Origin of the sequence: Candidatus Planktophila sp. (genome assembly GCA_030681675.1) — a bacterium.
Classification (GTDB): domain Bacteria; phylum Actinomycetota; class Actinomycetes; order Nanopelagicales; family Nanopelagicaceae; genus Planktophila.
On the sequence record JAUXRP010000017.1, the window covers coordinates 162,891 to 179,140 of the forward strand.

Genomic DNA, 16,250 nt, shown 5'->3' on the forward strand with positions numbered 1-16,250 from the left:
ATGAGTAGAAACTCTTTTAACGCAAAGAAGAAATTAGAGGTTGCGGGCAAGAGTTTCGAGATATTTGATATCTCTGCTATTGAAGGGGCTTCAAACCTTCCATACTCACTTAAAATTCTTCTAGAAAACCTTCTGCGCACCGAAGATGGCGCTAATATCACTGAAACTCACATCAAAGCGCTAGCTAACTGGGATCCAGCGATTGAGCCAGATACAGAGATTCAATTCACGCCAGCGCGTGTGATTATGCAGGATTTCACAGGCGTGCCTTGCGTTGTAGATCTTGCGACAATGCGAGAGGCGATCGTTGAATTAGGGGGAGATGCCTCAAAAGTAAATCCCTTGGCACCTGCTGAGCTCGTAATTGACCACTCGGTTATTGCCGATGTATTTGGCTCGAAAGACTCCTTTGAGCGCAACACTGACATTGAGTATGAACGCAATCAAGAGCGATATCGCTTTTTGCGATGGGGTCAAAGCGCATTCGATGAGTTCAAAGTTGTGCCTCCTGGAACGGGAATAGTTCATCAAGTTAATATTGAGTACTTAGCTCGAGTGGTAATGATTCGAGAAGTTAACGGAGTAGTTCGGGCATACCCAGATACCGTAGTTGGTACAGATTCTCATACAACCATGGTTAATGGACTTGGAGTTTTAGGATGGGGAGTCGGAGGAATTGAAGCAGAGGCCGCTCTACTTGGCCAACCCGTTTCAATGTTAATTCCACGAGTAGTTGGTTTCAAGCTCACCGGTGAGCTATCTCTCGGTACGACGGCAACTGATATGGCATTGACCATTACAGAAATTTTGCGCAAAACCGGAGTTGTTGGAAAGTTCGTAGAGTTTTTTGGTCCCGGTGTTGTCTCTGTACCAATGGCTAATCGTACAACGATAGGAAATATGAGTCCTGAATATGGATCAACTTGCGCGATTTTTCCTATCGATGATGAAACGTTGCGATATTTAAGATTGACTGGCCGAAGCGATGAACAGGTTGCATTAGTTGAAAGTTATGCCAAAGTTCAAGGATTGTGGCACGATCCTTTAATCGCGCCCCGTTATTCGCAAGTTGTTGAGCTGGATTTATCAACGGTAGTGCCATCAATTTCCGGGCCTAAACGCCCTCAGGATCGTATTTCGCTGCGTGATTCAAAGGAGGCATTTGTAAAAATTCTTCCAACATACTTCTCGAAAGAAAGCGCGCAAGGAGAAGTTGCTGCAGGTAACACACGTGTAAAAAATGGTGATGTAGTTATTGCATCCATTACTTCATGTACAAATACTTCGAATCCATCAGTAATGATTGGCGCGGCCTTGCTTGCAAAGAAAGCGGTGGAAAAAGGCTTGAAATCCAAGCCTTGGGTTAAAACAACACTTGCTCCTGGTTCTAAAGTAGTCACTGACTATTACGACCGCGCTGATTTAACGAAATACATGGAGGCGTTAGGTTTCTACTTAGTTGGTTATGGGTGTGTAACGTGCATAGGAAATTCAGGTCCACTTCCTGTGGCAATTAGCAGCGCCATACATGAAAACGACCTAGCCGTTGTTGCCGTTCTCTCAGGAAATCGCAATTTTGAAGGTCGGATCAGCCCTGATGTAAAGATGAATTACCTAGCCTCTCCACCGTTAGTTGTTGCCTATGCAATCGCTGGAACGATGGACCATGATTTTGAAAGAGACTCGCTTGGCAATGATCTCGATGGAAATCCCGTCTACCTTAGAGATATTTGGCCAACACCTCAAGAGATTCAATCGGTGATAGAGAGTTCGATTTCATCGGCGATGTTTACTAAAGATTATGCATCAGTATTTGATGGAGACCACCGATGGAAATCACTTTCTACTCCTAGCGGTAAAACATTTGAATGGGATGCCAACTCCACTTATGTTCGCAAACCTCCGTACTTTGAAGCAATGTCGAAAACTCCTACGCCAGTTACTGATATTTCGGGATCACGTGTTTTGGTTATGTTAGGAGATTCAGTGACTACAGATCACATCTCACCTGCCGGAAACATTAAGGTTGATTCACCAGCAGGGGTTTATTTAGCCGATCACGGAATCCAACGTAGCGATTTCAACTCGTATGGTTCGCGTCGAGGAAATCACGAAGTAATGATACGAGGAACTTTTGCAAATATTCGTTTGAAGAATCTATTACTTGATGGGGTTGAAGGTGGCTTTACTCGCAACTTCTTGAGCAATGGTGATCAAGCAACAATTTTTGATGCATCTGTGGCATATCAAAGCGCCGGTGTTTCGTTGGTGATTCTGGCAGGTAAAGAGTATGGATCGGGTTCTTCACGTGACTGGGCAGCAAAAGGAACTGCACTTCTAGGAGTGCGGGCTGTAATTGCCGAAAGTTTCGAGCGTATTCACCGCTCTAATCTAATTGGTATGGGAGTTCTACCTTTGCAGTTTAAGGATGGCGAGAGCGCCGAGAGTTTAGGAATAGATGGCACTGAAGTATTTTCGATCACTGGAATCACTGCGCTAAATACAGGTGGGGTACCAAAAGAACTCATCGTCACGGCGGGAGATAAGAGCTTTAGTGCGAAAGTACGTATAGATACACCGGGAGAGGCCGATTACTATCGTCACGGCGGCATTATGCAGTATGTCCTGCGTTCGCTCTTATGAGACTAAGCATCTAAAATATCTCCATGTTAGAAGCGATTAAATCTCCTGCAGATTTAGCGGGGCTCAATTCCGAACAGTTAAAGCAGCTCAGCGATGAAATTCGTAGCTTCCTGATTGAGAAAGTCTCTAAGACCGGTGGTCACCTAGGACCCAATTTGGGTGTAGTCGAGCTGACGATCGCTATCCATCGAGCATTTGAATCTCCTAAAGATGTAATTCTCTTTGATACCGGCCATCAATCCTATATTCATAAAATTCTAACGGGCCGAGCAGATAGCTTTGGTCAGCTACGCCAACGGGGTGGCATTTCTGGCTATCCAAATCGCGGTGAGAGCGTTCATGATGTTATTGAGAACTCACATGCCTCGACCGCGCTTTCTTGGGGCGATGGAATCTCTCGTGGTTTTTCAGTACAAGGCGTTGAAGATCGTCATGTTGTAGTAGTTGTAGGCGATGGAGCACTCACTGGCGGAATGTCGTGGGAGGCTCTTAATAACATTGCAACGGCAAAAAAGCGAAATCTAATTATCGTTATCAATGATAATGAACGTTCATACTCACCAACTATTGGAGGTGTCGCAACGTATCTGTCGACACTTCGCGTTACCAGTGGATATGAAAAGTTTTTGGATTGGGGCAAGGACGTTCTTCATAAGACACCCGTAGTGGGTGGTCCAATTTATGACACATTGCACGGTATGAAAAAGGGAATTAAAGATATTATTGCACCTCAAGGCATGTTTGAAGATTTAGGTATTAAATATATGGGCCCAATTGATGGCCATGACATCCTTGCAATGGAGCGCGCATTGCTTCAAGCCAAGGAGTATGGTGCGCCGATTTTAGTTCATGCAATTACCGAAAAAGGAAGAGGCCATAAGCCGGCAGTTGCCGACGAGGCTGAAAAGTTCCACGCGGTAGGAATTGTGGATCCTGAAACGGGGGAGCCACTTTCTAAGGGCGCTCTGACGTGGACAAATATTTTTGCCTCCGAGATAGTTGAGATAGGCAAAGAGCGAAAAGATATTGTGGCGATTACAGCTGCGATGCTGGGACCAACAGGTCTTGATCAATTTTCCCAGTTGTTCCCAGAGCGCACCGTTGATGTTGGAATTGCCGAACAGCATGCTGTCACTAGCGCCGCGGGAATGGCCTTTACGGGAATTCATCCTGTTATTGCCGTGTATTCAACTTTTCTCAATCGAGCCTTTGATCAGTTACTACTCGATGTAGCACTCCACAAGGCAGGAGTAACTTTTGTCTTAGATCGCGCCGGCATAACTGGCGATGATGGGCCTTCACACCATGGAATCTGGGATTTGGCGTTGACGGGAATCGTGCCAACTTTGCACGTTGCCGCTCCGCGAGATGGAGCACGGCTACGTGAACTACTTCGCGAGGCGATAGATATCAGTGATGCCCCATCCATGCTGCGCTTTCCCAAAGGCGCGGTTCAGATTGATATTCCAGCCTTTGAGCGACGAGATGGCATAGATGTTTTATATCGTGGTGAGAGCGCCGATGTCCTCATGATTAGCGTTGGAGCGATGGCAGGATTAGCGGTGGAGGCCGCCTCCCAGGCATATCGGGAGGGCGTTGGCGTAACCGTTATTGATCCCCGATGGGTTAAACCATTACCGCAATCTTTGGTTGCGATGGCTCAACGGTACACAAGCGTTGTTGTGCTTGAAGATGGAATCCGACATGGCGGAATAGCAAGTTCTATATCTGAACTTTTACGCGATGCTGGAGTCCACGTTCCACTTCACTCAATTGGAGTTCCACTTGAGTTCTTGGAGCATTCAAAGCGCAGCGAAATTTTAGGCGATATTGGAATTACCGCTCAAAACATTTCACGAAGTGTTGTTGAGTGGAGCAGCAGTTTTAAGGAAGAGATGCAACCCCGCGTGGATGAAAACGCGAACCGCACACAGAATCACTAATACCTTCGCGATCTAAGTACGGCAAAATTCCACCTAAATGCATTGGCCAACCAGCGCCCATGAGCATGCATAAATCGATTTCAGCAGCTGTTGCGACAACACCTTCATCGAGCATCATTCGAGCTTCAACTGCAAGGGCGGTTAATGCCCGCATGCGAACCGCTTCTGCCGTAGATGGTGATTCACCCTTCGGTATTAAAGCAAGCGCAATCGGATTCGTGGAGGTTGAACCGTCTTCGCTCTTGATATAGAAGTTTCGTACCCCTTGATCGACCATCGCCTGCATAGTGGGAGAAATTCGATAGCGATCGCCTAAATTTTCATGCAAAGTTTTGGAGACATGTAATGCCACGCCAGGGCCAACAAGATCTAAGAGTTGGAAAGGTGACATTGGAAAACCTGTAGAACTCATTGCACTATCGGCAATTTCTGGAGGTGTTCCCTCATCAACGGCATCGGTAATTTCGCCCATAAAGCGAGTTAATAACCGGTTGACGACAAATCCTGGGGCATCTTTACAGATGATCATTGTCTTTTTGAGCTCTTTACCAACGGCAACTGCCGTGGCAGTTGTTGCATCATCGGTACTGCTAGTGCGAGCAATTTCTAGTAAAGGCATCACGGCGACTGGATTGAAGAAATGGAAACCAACTACACGTTCGGGATTTTTCAGACCTAGGCCCATCTTTTCAACCGAGAGCGATGATGTGTTAGTTGCCAAAACGCATTCGGGCGAGACAATCTGCTCCAACTTTTTAAAGAGTTCCTGTTTAAGTTCAAGCTCTTCAAAAATCGCCTCGATAACAAAGTCGCACCCAGCAAATATATTTTGATCGGCAGAGCCAGTAATTAAGGGAACAAGGCGAGCAGCCGACTCTGGGCTCATTCGCTTCTTTTCCACCGCTTTAGCTAACTCGTTGTGGACCCAAGCGACACCTTTGTCAGCGCGCGCTTGATCTATATCGCTCATAACAAGGGGGCACTTTAGATTGCGAAGAAGTAAAAGCGCTAACTGTGAAGCCATAAGCCCGGCACCAACAACACCGACTTTATTAATTTTACGGGCCAATACAGGCTTAGGTGCGCCCTCAACTTTCTTACGCTTTTTTTGAATGAGGTTAAAGGCATACAGAGATGCACGAAGCGGATCGCTCATCGTCAAATCAGCGAGAGCTTGGTCTTCTGCGTCAAATCCTTCGCCACGAGTATTACCTCTTGCAGCAGCGATAAGTTCGAGCGCTTTCATTGGAGCGGCTATTTCAGCGCCTCCGTACTTCTTGAGGGCTGCAATTCGTCCGCTTTCAAGTGCGGATTCCCATGCAGGATCATTACTGTAATCCTTGCGTTCAATAATAGTTTGTCTGTTTAGGATTGAGACGGCAAATTCAATAGAGCGTTCAATAAAATCAGCTGGTTCAAAAACTGCATCTACAACACCTAGTTTTAAGGCATCTTTGGCTTTCATCATGGTGTTGTTGTTAAGTGAGTTAAGAATAATTACTTGTACGGCGCGTTCTGGCCCGATGAGTTTTGGCAAAATTGTTGCACCGCCCCATCCAGGAACTAGACCAAGAAAAACTTCAGGAAGGGCCGTGAATGCGGTACTTGCAAGCGTGCGGTAATTGCAGTGAAGTCCAACTTCTAGACCCCCGCCTAAGGCCAAACCATTAATAAATGCAAAGGTAGGGATTGCACACTCATCGAGGGTTCGAAAAACATCGTGGCCTAATTTGCCTATGGCAAGAGACTGATCTCGGTTTTCAATAAAAGATAGCGCCGATAAGTCAGCGCCAGCGGCGAATATAAATGGTTTTCCTGTAATCGCTATCGCTGCGGGTGTACGTGAAATTGCATCGGCAATTGCTTCCTTCAGTGATACTAAAGAGGCAGGTCCAAAAGTATTTGGACGGTTATGGTCTTGCCCATTATCAAGGGTAATAAGAGCCATCATCCCATCACCACCGAATGCAGTTAGATCAACATCACGTACAAGGGCATGTGTAACTACTTCTTCCGGTGCACCCTCTGGCATTTTTAATTCGGTAGTCATTTACTTGACATCTCCTTTGAAGTGAGGGTTTTCCCAAATAACAGTGCCACCCATTCCGAGACCGATGCACATTGTGGTTATTCCATATCGGATCTCTGGATGGTCTTCGAAACTTCGAGCTAAATTGAGCATCAAACGCACACCTGAGGATGCAAGGGGATGGCCAACTGCAATTGCACCACCAAATGGATTAACTCGAACATCATCATCTGCGATTCCAAAATATTCTAAAAAGGCTAAGACTTGCACGGCAAAAGCCTCGTTAATCTCAATGAGTCCAATATCTTCAATATTTAATCCAGCTTGCTTAAGAGCTTTAATAGTTGACGGTACTGGCCCATAACCCATAACTTCAGGTTCGACACCAGCGAAAGCGAATGTAACTAATCGAGCTTTAATCGTTAAACCGAGTTCAACTGCTTTATCTTCACTTGCAAGTAACGCGGCAGTTGCACCATCGTTTAATCCCGATGAGTTTCCGGCAGTGACTCTGCCGGCAGGTCGAAATGGAGTTTTCAATCCAGATAGTGCTTCCATAGTAGTTGCTGGACGTGGAGGTTCATCTACCGTTGCAATCGCCCATCCAAGTTCGGCGTTACGCGCAGCAGTAGGAATTAAATCGCGCTGTATGAAACCAGCCGCATATGCTTTAGCGGTTTTAATTTGGGAGTTAAGTGCATATGTATCTGCGCGAAGTTTTGTAATGCTAGGGAAGCGATCATGTAATCGTTCGGCAGTTGCACCCATCGCCAAGGCATCTTGCTCAACGATTCGTTCAGCTAAAAAGCGTGGATTTGGATCTAGGCCTTCACCTATTGGATGGTTTCCCATATGTTCAACGCCACCAGCAATTGCAATTTCATTTGCACCCATTGCAATCGCACCGGCAATTGTTGTCACTGCAGTAAGCGCGCCAGCACACCATCGATCGATGGAGTAACCCGGAACGGTATTTGGTAGACCCGATAATAAAGCTGCGCTTCGCCCAATGTTCATTCCTTGATCACCACTTTGGGTAGCAGCGGCGATTGCAACATCATCAATCGATGCACGATCGACGAGTGGATTGCGATCTAATAATCCACGGATTGCGCGGACCATAAGATCATCTGCGCGTGTACCGGCATATAAACTGCCGGCCTTTCCAAATGGGGTGCGAACGGCATCGACTAAGACAACTGAACGTGACATAAGAAATCCCTTACTAATGGTTAGGGCATATGTTACCCATCAGTAAGGGATTTGTGAGCCAGATTGATTATGCTTTTACAACCGCCTTTTTACGCTCATTAGATAGAAAGGGTGTGAGAACGGCGATGAGATAGAGAATATAGATTCCAAGTTGTAGCCAGGAGGTCGTGGTATCAAAGCCGACCATTCCTGCTAAAAGACCACCGAGAAGTGATTCTTTGGCGATGACGGAGGTTACATCCCACGCAAATGCATCGGCGCCAGGTAAGAATCCAAGTTCTTGGAACTCGTGGATTCCATATGAGAGGACACCGGCTGCAACGATGACGAGTGCGACTCCTGTGTACGTGAAAAATTTCGAGAGATCTAAGTGAATTGAGCTGCGATAGAGCAGATATCCCAAGGCAATCGCTAAGAGAAAACCTGCAATTAATCCAATAGCCGAGTTCAGTGGACTGTCCACGCTTTTAAAGTTTGAATAGACAAACAGGGAGGTCTCAAGACCTTCGCGGACTACGGCAAGGAATGCCGCCGTTGCCAGTGCTATAGGGCCAACAGAGACGGCTTTGTCTACTTTTTTAGCTAAATCGCTGCGCAGAGAACGCGCTGTTCGTTTCATCCAAAAGACCATCCACGTGACCACTGCAACGGCCAATAACGATGTGATGCCGGCAAAGGCCTCTTCACCACGATCAGAGAGTTCGGCAGAGGTGAAGTTTAAAATTGTTCCAAAGCCAGCGCTGGAGAGAACAGCTACGACGACGCCACCCCAGATGTATTTTAGGAGAGTTCGTTGACCGACCTTAATCGTGTAAGAAATCAGTATTCCAACGATTAATGCCGCCTCAAGGCCCTCTCGCAGCGCAATTATGAATGAATTAAGCATAAGAAGAATCTAATTCACAGAAGGGAATTCCGCAACTCTTTTGTTGCGTAATTCAATCACTCTTAGTCGTGATATCACTCACTGTCTCAACTATTACGTGTGGCTCATGCTCCAATAGGGCATTGGCCAAGTGCGGGGCTACTACATCAATCTGCCAGGCACGAGCTCCCAGTTCGGCTAGGGCGATACGAACAGCTGCTTCATCCCGGATTGTGGTTGATTGAGCAGGAGGGGACCAGCAGATTCTGCGCACGATCTCAGGAGAGATTAGATTTTCAATGGGAATCGAGTTATCTATGGCCAGCCCTTCAATGAGCGCACGCGCATGCGAGAGCGGTGCGAATTTTTCAGGAAACCTATCTCGCCACAGTTTAATGGGCGGCAAAGTATCGACATTACTTCGCATCGCAGGCCATGTATCTTCCGGCAGGGCCACTGCACGAGATATGGCCTCGATCCATGAGGAAGAGTTTTCTAACCACCGTGCGCGAAGACCGAGTGGGCGCAGCGCCTTCTCTAACTCTTTCTTTGTTGTTGGTGCTCTCAAGGCGAGCTCAATAATCGCTGAATCACTGAGAAGTTTTCCGCTGGCAATATCGTGGTCTGAGGCGATTGCATCGCGCGCTATCCACAGTTCACGGATGATCGCTAAGTGATCGCGGCGCTTAATTTTATGCATTCCAGAAGTACGTCGCCATGGATCTACACGTGGCGGTGGTGGTGGAGCTTTGAGAATCGAGGCAAACTCTTGCATTGCCCACTCTAACTTTCCCGCCGTTTGAAGAATCTTATACAACGCATCACGAAGCTCAACGAGTAGTTCAACATCTAACGCTGCATATGTCAGCCACTCTTGTGGCAGAGGCCGAGTAGACCAATCTGCAGCACTGTGCTCTTTAGCAAGCACAACTCCCAATAATGATTCCAACAGTGGGCCAAGTCCGACGCGAGGAAGACCAGCAATTCTCCCGGCTAACTCTGTATCAAAAAGTTGGGTTGGGTTGATTCCAAGTTCACGAAGACACGGCAAATCTTGCGTACTTGCATGCAAAATCACCTCGTCACTATTGAGAAGCTCGTTGAGCTGATTAAATGAAGGATGGGCTGGACCAAAGGGAATTGGATCAATTAAATGCAGTCCACCACCTTTTCGTTTAATTTGAATTAAATATGCTCTAGCGCTATATCTAAAACCTGAAGCGCGTTCAGCATCGACTGCAAATGCTCCAGTTCCGGCAGCGAGGTGGGCGATTGCCTCTGTCAGTAGCGGCAGTGTGTTGATTACTGGCGGAGTGCCTTGCGATGGCACAAGCAAAGGGACAGCTTCTTGGAGTTCTGGCATGTACGTAACTAACGAGTTTGAGCAGGAGATATTGTCGAAACTCCCGGCGCAATCTCTTCTAGTCCGGCGACCTCTGCGATGAGTGTGCACCAACCGGAGATGTGCTTCAAAATCTCTGATGGATCTGAAATTATTGGAGTCCATGATGCCCGAATCTCAATCTCGGATTCATCATGGCGAGGTGATAATTTTCCGAAAGAGGCACTTGTTACTCGTGTGACGGTTCCACTTGGTGCAGCGATAGTGCACTCTGCCGATTCAAGTGCTGACAAAAACCAGCCCCATCCAAACTCAGGCAAAAGCGGATCTTGAGCCATTGCCGAATCGACATCGGCGCGCACGAAAGTTACGCAGCGAAATTCTCCTTCCCAACTCTCTTGTCCACCTGGTTCATGGAGTAAAACAAAGCGGCCAGAAGCAAGTTCATCCTCTTCACTGCCGAGCTTTCCATTGCTTACATCCACCGAAAATGCGAAGGCGTAGGTGGCAAGTTTCTGCGGTGCTGGAACCTCCTCAAGGAGTATTTCGACACGAGGAGTAAAGGTGCGGAGTTGTACTAATAATCTCTCGAAGCCATTGGCATCCATTCACCTAGAGTATGTATTAGGCGTGAAATTCGCGGGAGGCGGGGCGGTACCCTTCCCTCTATGACCCCGTTTTTAGCGCTCCTTTCTAGTTTTTTGTGGGGCACGGCAGATTTTGAGGGTGGGCGTTTAAGTAAGAAACATGCCCCGATCGCCGTTCTAGGTGCCTCACAGGTTCTAGGTCTTTTTTTCGGAGTTTTTCTTGTTCTTATTTCAGGTGATGGGAACGCCAAAGCCTTTGGCACAGATGGATACCTGCTTCCTGGTATCTGTGCAGGTTTTTTTGGCTACTTCGGTCTTATCTGTTTATATGCGGGGTTAGCTTCAGGAAGCATGGGAGTTGTTTCTCCTATTAGCGCTCTGAGTGCGGTGATTCCGCTGGGCTATGCCTTAATCAACGGTGAGTCACTATCGCTTATAACTTCGTTCGGAATTATTTTGGCGTTGTCAGGTGCCTTTTGTGCCAGCGGTCCAGAGCTCAGACAAGGCCTGCCTTTGCGCCCTCTTCTACTTGCAGTTGGCGCTGCAGTTGGTTTTGGAACTTCGTTGACTTTCATTTCAATTGGATCCCAATCAAGTGCTTTAATGACAATGGTAACAATGCGCGCTGCCACATTTTTTGTGACGATGGGGATCGCACTTCATGCTCGAAGTTTCGGTGGATTCACAAAAAGTGAGTATCCAAGTTTATTTTTCATCGGGGTAGCTGATTTTCTAGCCAATCTACTCTTAGGTATCGCCTGTAATAGAGGTTCTGTATCGGTGGCAATGGTTTTGGGTTCAATGTATCCAATAGCTACTGCAGTTTTGGCCTTTAAATTCTTACATGAGCGGCTACATCGCATTCAATATATTGGGATAGTTTTGGCAGTTACTGGTGTTGCAATGATTTCAGCGTTTTAGTTGTAGGCATGAAAAAAGAGGGTCTCATCTATCTCGCTTCTATCACACTGTGCAAAACTATTTAGGATTTCTCTCCAATCAATATAGTTTTCTCCATCTTGTTCGCGAGTAACAGTTAGAAAAAACTCATCAATCAATGTATCGGCGAGAAGTTCTTTTATTATCTCCACACCTGCCTCAACTAGAATTCGCTTTCCAAATTCGATGCGCGCACGGATTATGGCTTGAGCGGGAGTTGTGTTCCATAGATGTACATTAGGATTTTCGGGAAGCGGATTTGTACTCGATCGCGAAATCACAATGAGAGGTACTGGAGAAAAACTGTAAGGTTCACTCCGTGCCGTATTTCCACCAATAAGAATGGCATCAAAGCTCCGTCGGCGTTCAAGAAAAACCGTACGATCTGCCCTAGAGGTGACTCCGCGAGATGAGCCAGATTTTGTGGTCGAGCCATCTGCGCCTACTACAAGTGAGGCTGAGATACTCATGGCCATAGCATTCCAGTATTGGAGCTATTTCTGCGGCCACCCTCGCTCTATGAGTTGAGCCCAACACGTAAAGAGAGTTAGCCTGTGATGTATGTATGCACCCAGGGAGGTTTTTGTTGCGTTTTCGGCTCTGACAATTGTGGCTGTACGTGGATCTTTAGGTGGCAATCCATCAGTCAAGGTGCGTAGATAGTGAAGAAAATACTTTTTGTAACTAATGATTTTGGTCCCCGAGCAGGGGGAATCGAAAGCTTCATTATGGGTTTAATCGAGCACTCAACAGACTCTCTAATTACGGTGTACACATCTTCGCAAGGTGATACGCGAGAGTATGACGCCTCTTGGCAGGCAGATTATGGTGTAACAGTCATACGCGACACGGCAAAAATACTTCTGCCAACGCCTCGAGTCAGCCATACGATTTCTCGAGTAATCAGGGAGTTAGAAACTGAGGTTGTTACCTTTGGTGCCGCTGCACCACTTGCATTGATGTCGGCGGCTTTTCGAAGAGCTGGTGCCACAAGAGTTATCGCGCTAACCCATGGTCATGAGGTGTGGTGGTCCAAGGTTTTTCCATTTACTTTAATTATGCGTCGCATTGGTTCGACAACGGACATCCTGACTTACCTCGGCGAGTTTACTCGCCGTGCGATTTCACGTTCCTTAACTTCACGTGCTGCATCGACAATGGTGAAAATTGCACCGGGAATTGATACTGAGCATTTCTCGCCAGTTGATTCAACGCAACTTAAGGCCTCACTAGGACTTAGCGACAAGAGGATCATTGTTTGCGTTGGTCGCTTAGTCCATCGCAAAGGTCAAGACAAACTCATCGAGTCGATGGCTGCGATTGTTAAAGAAGTTCCTAACGCTCACCTTTTGCTCGTTGGTGAAGGTCCATACCGCGACCACCTTACAAAACTCGTGAGAAAACACCATCTAGAGGATTGCGTAACTTTAATTGGGCGAATCCAATTTGGGCAATTGCCCAGCTACATATGTTGTGGAGAAATTTTTGCGATGCCCTCACGTTCCAGATTTGCCGGACTTGAAGTTGAAGGTCTAGGAATTGTCTATCTTGAAGCGAGTGCCTGTGGTTTGCCTGTAATTGCTGGCGCTTCAGGTGGGGCACCAGATGCAGTCATTGATGGTCAAACAGGTGTAGTTGTCGATGGTTTAAATTGCGCTGCAATTGCTAGTGCCGCAATCCAGATGCTTTATAATCCAACCCAATCGCACTCCATGGGTTTAGAAGGTCGACGTTGGGTAGTCGAGAACTGGCGTTGGCAAATTTGGGCCGACGAATTCGCAAAACTACTCAGATACTAAATTATGCTTACGCGCTTTACCGACTGCGGCTGTGCGATTCGTTACCTCTAACTTTCTAAAAATCGAAGCTAAATGGCTTTTAATCGTGGCCGAACTTAAAAAGAGATTAGCGGCGATCTCTTTTGTTGATGCTCCACTTGGTAGTAAAGCCAATACATCGAACTCTCGCGAAGTCAATCCAAATTTATGCTCTTTGTTCGCAAGTGCCACCGATAATCCATGTGCTGTAAAACTCTGAGGTGATTTCACGGAATGATCGATAGCGGCAAGTAATTGCATGAGGGGAGCCGACTTTAGAATATAAGCACTTGCACCAGCTGACATTGCTGCAATCACATGGGAATCCGTGTCGTTGAGTGTGAGAACAACTATTCCCAAACTCTTTGAGATGCCTCGAGCCCACATGATTAAATCGAAACCACTTCCATCTGGAAGATTCAAGTCAACCACTATTACATCTGGGTTTGTATGGGCTATTTGTGCTCGCGCTTCGGCCAAAGTTGCAGCTTCAGCAACCACTTCGTGATTATGGCTTTCTAATGCACGTTTAAGTCCCTCGCGCACAATCACATGATCATCGATAATCACGACACGGGGCATAGTTGCGCCATAGGAACCCTCACTAAAACCCTGGTTCCCTCACTATTTGATTCTATTGAGAGCCCTCCATTGAGACTGTGAACACGTTCGCGCACTCCCGTTAATCCATGGTGTCCAAGCTTTTCAAAAGCACCGCCAATGCCATTGTCATGGATTGTAATCTTTAATTCAGTGGCTTTGGAGTGGGTTTCTACATTTCTTAAGAGCTCTGCAAAAATCTTTTCCAACTCATATTCAGAGGTGCTCTCAAATGGCGAACGAGATATTAAGTTTGTTGAATTAGCTCGAAGTTCAAAAATCTCACCACGTACTTTTTCAACTAAATCACTCATGGCAAAGCGAATAGTTCTGAGTTCTGCTCGAATTTCATGCGGCGTTCCAATTGCAGCTACGAGTGCGTCGATGCGATAACCCAAGCCAACTAAGTCCTGTGCAATCCCATCATGTAAATCTTGCGCGAGTCTGACTCGCTCATTTGGATTCACATTTTTACTTAGTGAAGAGTTGCTCAATCTCCTTGGCGAACTCTTTAGCAACTACATGCCGCTTGAGTGAAAGTTTAGGAGTTAAGTGACCACCTGCGATCGTGAAGTCGGTAGGCAAGATTACAAACTTGCGGATTGATTCAGCCTTACTGACCGCTTTGTTCGCCTCATCGACTGCAGTTTGTATTACAGAAATAAGATCCGGGTCATGGGCAAGATCTGCCATTGATGCGCCTTCTTTTTTATTATTAATGACCCACGATTTAAGTAAATCTTGGTCGATTGTTATTAGGGCTGCGATAAATGGTTGATTATCTCCCACGACCATGCACTGACTTACAAGAGCGTGTGCGCGCAAACGATCCTCCAAAACGGCAGGGGCGACGTTTTTTCCTCCAGCTGTAACAATGAGCTCTTTCTTACGGCCGACGATGTATAGAAAGCCTTCTTCATCTAATCTTCCTAAATCTCCGGACTTAAACCAGCGATCCTCGGTGAAGACCTCTTCATTTGCCGCCTCATTTTGCCAATACCCGCGCATTACAATGGCTCCACGGATGAGAACTTCGCCATCTTCTGCGATTTTTATTGAAGTACCAGGTACTGGTCGGCCGACTGAACCGATTCTATGGGCATGAGTTAAATTTAACGTGGCACCAGCGGTTGTTTCAGTCAAGCCATAACCTTCAAGAACTGTTATGCCGGCACCTCGATAGAAGTGACCTAATCGCACTCCAAGTGGAGCACCTCCAGAGATTGCCGCTTCAACTTTCCCGCCCATCCCGGCTCGAATCTTAGAAAAGACAAGTTTGTCAAAGAGTTTATGTTTTATAGCCAATAGCGGTGAAACGGATTTCTTGTCTAGGCTCTCCGAGTAAGCAATTGCGACCTCGGCGGATTTTCTAAAGATTTTGCCTTTACCTGCAGCCTCTGCCCGCGCTTCTGCACCGTTATAAATCTTTTCAAAGATTCGAGGAACGGCCAGTACAAATGTTGGTTTAAAAGATGCAAGATCCATCGGTAGACGCCCAACTGGATCACTGCAGTGCGCTAAGTGAAGGCCAGCCGCGATTGCGCCAATTTCTACCATGCGTCCAAATACATGTGCGACAGGTAAAAATAGAAGTGTTGATCCACCTGGTTTTAAAAATAAGTCAGATGCACCCTGCACAACATTTCCACACTCTGCCAAGAAATTTCCATGAGTTAGTCCAACGCCTTTTGGTTTACCAGTTGTACCTGATGTATAAATGAGTGTTGCAAGAGTGTCGGGCACAAGAGAATTCCGGCGACGATCAATCTCTTCATCTCCAATGTGAGCCCCTGCCGATTGTAGAACGCTTAAAACATCATCGGTCATCGTCCACATATGCTGAGTATGTGCCGGCAGGACGGTCTGAACTAAATCACGAAGTGTTGGTGTTTCAACGATTATTGCAACAGAAGATGAGTCATTGAGTATCCAGTCAATCTGCTCTGCCGACGAGGTGTCATAGACCGGAACAACAACTCCTCCTGCAAACCAAATTGCAAAATCCAAAATCGTCCACTCGTAACGAGTGCGCGACATAATTGCAACTCGATCGCCAATCTGCACGCCAGCGGCGATAAGACCTTTTGCAACCTCTCGAATCTGTTGCTCTGCCTCTTTGGCGGTGACACTTTGCCATGCATCACCGAGGGGTCGCGACATAATGATTCTCTCAGGCTCAAACCATGCTCGCTCGGCAATCAAATTCGTTAGATTTCCGGCGGTAGGGGCGGGGACAAGGGCTGGATTAGTGATCTCATTCATGGCGCTAACGC

At 46.7% G+C, this 16,250-nt stretch carries 13 protein-coding genes; 4 read left to right on the forward strand and 9 right to left on the reverse strand.

Annotation, left to right across the window (positions count from 1 at the left end; all coding sequences use genetic code 11):
• Together acnA and dxs are read left to right on the forward strand one after the other, a co-directional pair.
• Window positions 1-2,643: an aconitate hydratase AcnA gene (gene acnA / locus Q8K48_05810; protein ID MDP1851916.1), complete on the forward strand. Its 2,643-nt coding sequence runs from the start codon at window positions 1-3 to the stop codon at window positions 2,641-2,643.
• A 23-nt stretch (window positions 2,644-2,666) separates the two neighbouring features.
• Window positions 2,667-4,586 (forward strand): 1-deoxy-D-xylulose-5-phosphate synthase, encoded by a 1,920-nt coding sequence (gene dxs / locus Q8K48_05815; GenBank protein ID MDP1851917.1) that lies wholly within the window; start codon window positions 2,667-2,669, stop codon window positions 4,584-4,586.
• Here dxs and Q8K48_05820 read toward each other — a convergent pair.
• From Q8K48_05820 to Q8K48_05840, 5 genes are all read right to left on the reverse strand, one after another.
• Window positions 4,528-6,636, reverse strand: a complete 2,109-nt coding sequence (locus tag Q8K48_05820) for a 3-hydroxyacyl-CoA dehydrogenase NAD-binding domain-containing protein (protein MDP1851918.1) — start codon at window positions 6,634-6,636, stop codon at window positions 4,528-4,530. The genes dxs and Q8K48_05820 overlap by 59 nt on opposite strands.
• A complete protein-coding gene (locus Q8K48_05825; protein ID MDP1851919.1) occupies window positions 6,637-7,827 on the reverse strand; it encodes a thiolase family protein in 1,191 nt (396 codons plus the stop codon). It abuts the gene before it with no gap.
• Window positions 7,828-7,894: 67 nt separating this feature from the next.
• Window positions 7,895-8,713, reverse strand: a complete 819-nt coding sequence (gene efeU, locus Q8K48_05830) for an iron uptake transporter permease EfeU (GenBank protein ID MDP1851920.1) — start codon at window positions 8,711-8,713, stop codon at window positions 7,895-7,897.
• A gap of 52 nt (window positions 8,714-8,765) precedes the next feature.
• Window positions 8,766-10,055 carry an HRDC domain-containing protein gene (locus tag Q8K48_05835; GenBank protein ID MDP1851921.1) on the reverse strand — a complete coding sequence of 430 codons (1,290 nt, stop codon included), beginning with the start codon at window positions 10,053-10,055 and terminating at the stop codon, window positions 8,766-8,768.
• 8 nt (window positions 10,056-10,063) lie between these two features.
• Window positions 10,064-10,642, reverse strand: a complete 579-nt coding sequence (locus Q8K48_05840; GenBank protein ID MDP1851922.1) for a DUF3000 domain-containing protein — start codon at window positions 10,640-10,642, stop codon at window positions 10,064-10,066.
• A 60-nt stretch (window positions 10,643-10,702) separates the two neighbouring features.
• On the opposite strand from Q8K48_05840, the gene Q8K48_05845 reads away from it, so the two are divergent.
• The gene (locus Q8K48_05845; protein MDP1851923.1) at window positions 10,703-11,542 is read left to right on the forward strand and encodes a DMT family transporter; all 840 of its coding nucleotides are present in this window, start codon (window positions 10,703-10,705) and stop codon (window positions 11,540-11,542) included.
• Here Q8K48_05845 and Q8K48_05850 read toward each other — a convergent pair.
• On the reverse strand, window positions 11,539-12,030 hold the full coding sequence (locus Q8K48_05850) for a dihydrofolate reductase family protein (protein ID MDP1851924.1): 492 nt from the start codon (window positions 12,028-12,030) through the stop codon (window positions 11,539-11,541). The genes Q8K48_05845 and Q8K48_05850 overlap by 4 nt on opposite strands.
• 192 nt (window positions 12,031-12,222) lie before the next feature.
• Between Q8K48_05850 and Q8K48_05855 the strand changes: the two genes are divergently transcribed.
• Entirely contained in the window at window positions 12,223-13,359 is a 1,137-nt protein-coding gene (locus Q8K48_05855) for a glycosyltransferase family 4 protein (GenBank protein ID MDP1851925.1), read from the forward strand.
• Here the strand turns inward: Q8K48_05855 and Q8K48_05860 are convergent.
• The 3 genes from Q8K48_05860 to Q8K48_05870 are packed head-to-tail and all read right to left on the reverse strand — an operon-like array spanning window position 13,345 to window position 16,239.
• Window positions 13,345-13,959, reverse strand: coding sequence for a response regulator transcription factor (locus Q8K48_05860; GenBank protein MDP1851926.1), 615 nt, complete (start codon window positions 13,957-13,959; stop codon window positions 13,345-13,347). The genes Q8K48_05855 and Q8K48_05860 overlap by 15 nt on opposite strands.
• A complete protein-coding gene (locus Q8K48_05865) occupies window positions 13,944-14,471 on the reverse strand; it encodes a histidine kinase (protein ID MDP1851927.1) in 528 nt (175 codons plus the stop codon). The genes Q8K48_05860 and Q8K48_05865 overlap by 16 nt, the downstream gene beginning before the upstream one ends.
• Window positions 14,449-16,239 (reverse strand): AMP-dependent synthetase/ligase, encoded by a 1,791-nt coding sequence (locus Q8K48_05870; GenBank protein MDP1851928.1) that lies wholly within the window; start codon window positions 16,237-16,239, stop codon window positions 14,449-14,451. Before Q8K48_05870 ends, Q8K48_05865 begins: the two co-directional genes overlap by 23 nt.
• Window positions 16,240-16,250: the final 11 nt, after the last annotated feature.